The organism is Nocardia sp. NPDC024068 (assembly GCF_040638875.1).
In the GTDB taxonomy this organism is placed as follows: domain Bacteria; phylum Actinomycetota; class Actinomycetes; order Mycobacteriales; family Mycobacteriaceae; genus Nocardia.
The window spans coordinates 23772-27968 of the sequence record NZ_JBEZYU010000028.1 but is presented as its reverse complement, the minus strand read 5'-3'; the positions used below and the strand labels follow the sequence as shown (position 1 = coordinate 27968).

At 64.4% G+C, this 4197-nt stretch carries 4 protein-coding genes; 1 reads left to right on the top strand and 3 read right to left on the bottom strand.

The features are described from left to right. Window positions 1-358: 358 nt before the first annotated feature. From cobM to AB0F41_RS20585, 3 genes are all read right to left on the bottom strand, one after another. Window positions 359-1117 carry a precorrin-4 C(11)-methyltransferase gene (cobM, locus tag AB0F41_RS20595; RefSeq protein ID WP_357426088.1) on the bottom strand — a complete coding sequence of 253 codons (759 nt, stop codon included), beginning with the start codon at window positions 1115-1117 and terminating at the stop codon, window positions 359-361. Between the two features lie 79 nt (window positions 1118-1196). Then, window positions 1197-2342, bottom strand: a complete 1146-nt coding sequence (locus AB0F41_RS20590; protein WP_357426086.1) for an ATP-binding protein — start codon at window positions 2340-2342, stop codon at window positions 1197-1199. A gap of 276 nt (window positions 2343-2618) precedes the next feature. Beyond that, on the bottom strand, window positions 2619-3044 hold the full coding sequence (locus AB0F41_RS20585; RefSeq protein ID WP_357426084.1) for a PPOX class F420-dependent oxidoreductase: 426 nt from the start codon (window positions 3042-3044) through the stop codon (window positions 2619-2621). Between the two features lie 237 nt (window positions 3045-3281). Between AB0F41_RS20585 and AB0F41_RS20580 the strand changes: the two genes are divergently transcribed. After that, entirely contained in the window at window positions 3282-4073 is a 792-nt protein-coding gene (locus tag AB0F41_RS20580) for a thioesterase family protein (protein WP_357426082.1), read from the top strand. Window positions 4074-4197: the final 124 nt, after the last annotated feature.

Sequence of the window (4197 nt, the reverse complement as noted above, 5' to 3'; positions counted from 1 at the left end):
CCGTAACCTCGCTTCCGGAACGCGCAGGCGCGCTCCCCCGACGACACCCGGGTGCGACGCGCACGCTCATACCATGGCGTCTGCGGCTCCGGGCCCAGTGCTCGTATCGATCAGGCAAAAATGTCCATCGGACTTATCCGTTTGTCGGGCCGGAGGTGTTACATCGGGTACCGGCCACACGACGCCGTGCCACGCGGGTTACCGAACTCCTGACCACCGATCCAATCTACCGTCGCCGCGCGTGGTCACCAACCGGCCGCTACGCGGGCCCCGAGCGGACGGACCCGCCCCGGCAACCTGCCCGCACACCCATACCAGAGCACACCGACAGGCACCGCGCGCCGTTCCCGGTCCAAAGTTAGGAGCCCAGGTGTGCCCGATCACGCGCCGGGTCGTACAGGTGCGATTGCGCACAGTCGGCTCCCGGCGCCAGCGCCCGCCCGACCATGATCACCGCGGCCTGCCGCAACCCCGCCGATTCGACCCGCTCACCGATATCGCCCAAAGTCCCGCGCAGCACCAGCTGCTCGGGCTGACTCGCCCGGTAGACCACCGCGACCGGGCAGTCTGCTCCGTAGTGCTCCGACAGTTCGGCGGCCAGCTCCCCGGCCCGGGTGACCGCCAGATGCAGCACCAGGGTGGCCCGGGTCCGCGCGAACTCCGCCAGTGCCTCGGTGTCCGGCATCGCCGTCGAGCGCAGCTGTGTGCGAGTGAGCACCACCGACTGCACCACTTCCGGAACGGTGAGCTCGGCCCCCAGCAATGCCGCCGCGGCCGCATAGGCCGGAACCCCCGGGGTGACGTCCCATGGGACACCCGCCGCGTCGAGGCGGCGGGTCTGCTCGGTGAGCGCGGAATATACGGAGGGGTCGCCCGAGCACAGCCGCGCCACATCGCGCCCGGCGCGATGAGCGGCCACCAGATGTTCGGTGATCCGGTCGAGGTCCAGGCGCTGGGTGTCGATCAGCTCGGTCTCCGGCGCGCAGTGCCGCAGCACCTCACGATCCAGATAGGTCCCCGGATACAGGCAGACCGCGCACCGGCCCAGCAGCTCGACCGCGCGCACGGTCAGCAGGTCGGCGGCGCCGGGCCCGGCCCCGATGAAGTGCACCGTCATGCCGCGAGTTTAGAGGGATCGTTGCGAGGCACCTCGACGCCCGGCCCGTTTGCAGGCAGAAGCATCAGCGACACCTTCATCAGCCAGTCTGTCCAGGCGCGTTCAGAATTCTCCTTCCCGCCGCAAGGTAGGCGTGTATCGCCGGAGCGGTAACAGGAACTGAGCCCTCACCTCGTCGCCTGACAATGGAAATGAAGGCGCCCTCGTACGCCCCGTCGACAATGGCGCCCTGAACCAGGAAAGGCTTAAGGTCCTCACACTGGGCTGGGATCGAGATGGCCAGGATCGACCGCCCTTCGGTGACGATAAACTGTTCCAATTTCAGCCCATCCACAAGCGGATAGACTCTACTGTCGATAATTTTCCGGTAGCGCTCCGCCGCATCTGACTCCAGCTCAATCGGCGACAATTTGCTGATGGTCTCCGTTGAAATAGATCTCTTGGTCCTGAATCCGATAATCAGGATTCCATCGACCTCTGCGTTTGCGAATCGAGCAACATCTTGCGCCAGCTCAATCTTTCCTGCCCATTTCGATAAGTCATACGGAGCCGACTTCACTTCTAACCAGGACGATTCTTCTTCGCCAACCAGCCACTCAAACTGGCCCGCCCGGAGCAGACCTCTGGTCATTTCAAGATCGATCGATGCACGCTGAGCCGACTGCGTCCACGGAAGGCGGAGAATAGACTGAGTTAATCTCGCGAGTTGAACCAAATCGCCGACCGAACGCTCGGATACGACTTCCAATGCCAGCTCGACTTCCCACCCCAACGGGAGCTCCCTCGGCGAAACTCCATCGTTCCAAGTATGCGAAAGGCGCTCAATTCGACATGTTATCGATTTCCATATTCTATCGATTAGCGCAAGGACATTTTCCTCTACCCAAGAAAACTCTAAGCTTCGCAATCCCATTACGAATCTCAGCGCGGCATCGGACTCATCGATCTCAAACAAAAACCACGGCTCGTTCTGACTACCAAATTCTCCGAAACTTACCGCAAATGACTTGCCCGAAGTCCTGTCTGGATGTTTTTCCTTCAATTTCTTATCGCGCCATCTTGCAGCTTCGCCCAGCGCCGCAGCCAACACATCGAGCTTCACTTCTTCTATATCAGCAAAACTCACCGAGATCTCGTCGCGGAACCGCTCGTCCAGTTCCCCAACGGCAACACCACCCGTAATCAAGAACGCTTGATGTTGATCAGACCACTTGAACTGAGACACGAACCAAGGATGCCACGGCTATGGCCTGAGCAGCCGCGCAATATCGATCATGGGTTCCAAATATCCAGTTCCCCAGCGAAGCAGGCGCCGAGGAAGGGGCCGCGTGAGGTGATGGGTCTACATCTTACGGATCGCGGACCATGTGTGATTGCCGACGTCCTCCGTGTTTGCTAGCCCGGTTCACGTACCACGATGGGACCGTGTAACTCGGGCCGGCGATCGGCGGGTTTGCTGGAACGCCGGCGACCAGGTAGCCCGCCGCCGGATAGACCGCGCTCAGCCCACGGCGTCGAAGAACGCGATCACCTTCTGCGGTTTCACCCGCACCAGCAACTCCCCGGGCACCCCGTTGCGGCGCCCGAATTCTTCCGCGCGAGCAGTACCCATATACCGCCCACCGATCGCGGTGGCCGTGCGCAGCAGTTCGGCGGGGTCCTCGGACAGGGTCACGGTCCCCTGCACCTGTACCGCGCCGTACGGCGGCTCCTCCAGGTCGACGACCATCGCGATCCGCGGATCACGCTGTAGCGCCTTCCCCTTCGCGGTGTCCTTCCCGGTGTTGAAAACCAGCTCGTCACCATCGAGCAGGAACCACACCGGAGTCACTACCGGACGCCCGTCGGCAGCGGTGAAAGCCACTTTGGCGGTGCGGGTTCCGTAGCTGAGGAAATCACGGACCGCGGGATCGGAAAGTGAGGCCATAACGCATACCCTAGGGCGGGCCCAGCGACAGACGGCGGAGTTCCCCGGCGCGTCGGGTGGGGTGGGCGCGTCGGGCGGCAAAATGCTGCTGCGGTCTAGAACAGGCGAGTGGAGCGGGCACCCTTGATCAGGACGACCTCACGTCCGCCCCAGCGACTGTTCAGCAGCGCCAGAGCTGCGACTGTAACGTGTTGCACTCCTGAGGTTTCGAATCGCGAAGGGGGCTCGACGCGCGTGGTGAGTTTCTTCGACAGACAGGGTGATCGGCTCGTCGCCGGGAAGCTGGCGATCAGCCCGTGGGCACCGGCGAATCTCAGCGGCACGGGGGTATGCGGGCTGCTGGCCCGGGAGCTGGAGACCCGATGTCCGGACGGCTTCGTCCCGGCCCGGCTCACCGTGGACCTCTACCGTCCGGTGGCCGACGCGCCGTTCGAACTACGCGCCGAAGTGGTTCGCAGCGGTTCACGGATCACCGTTGCCGACGCCGCACTCGTACAGGATGGCGAGGACCGGGTCCGCGCCTCGGCCGTATTCCTGACCACGGGTGCCGAACCGCCGGGCCGGGTGTGGAGTCCGGCCGACGACCTGCCCGCGCCCCCGGCGGGTTGCACGTCCCCCGAAGGATCGCCGCCGCTGTTCAAAAGCGGTGACCGCGACTGGACCCCGGATTTCGGGGCCAACCAGAACGCCGACCGCAAGATCTTCTGGCAGAGCCTGCCGCCCCTGATCACCGGTGAACCGATCACCCCGTTCCAGCGCGCCGCGGTCATGGGCGACGCCACCAACCATGTGTGCCATTGGGGGTCCGAGGGCGCCGGCTATATCAACGCCGATGTGACCGTCACGCTGTCCCGGCTCCCCGCCGGTTACGAACTCGGTCTCCGAGCCGACAACACCATCGCGGCGGCCGGGATCTCCATCGGCACCGCCACCCTCTACGACCGCACCGGCCCGGTCGGCACCTGTGTGGTCACCACCCTGTCCAATGCCCGCCGCCAGATCGACTTCTCGGCCAACCCCCTCGCCTGAAGTCCCGGCACGGTCGCCTACTCTCGCGACCGGCCGACGCCGGTCGGCATTCCTCGGCGAGCCCTGCGTGGCCCGGGATCCGCGTCGGGCGGAACGCGCGGGCCGTCGGCGTACAACGCGCGGT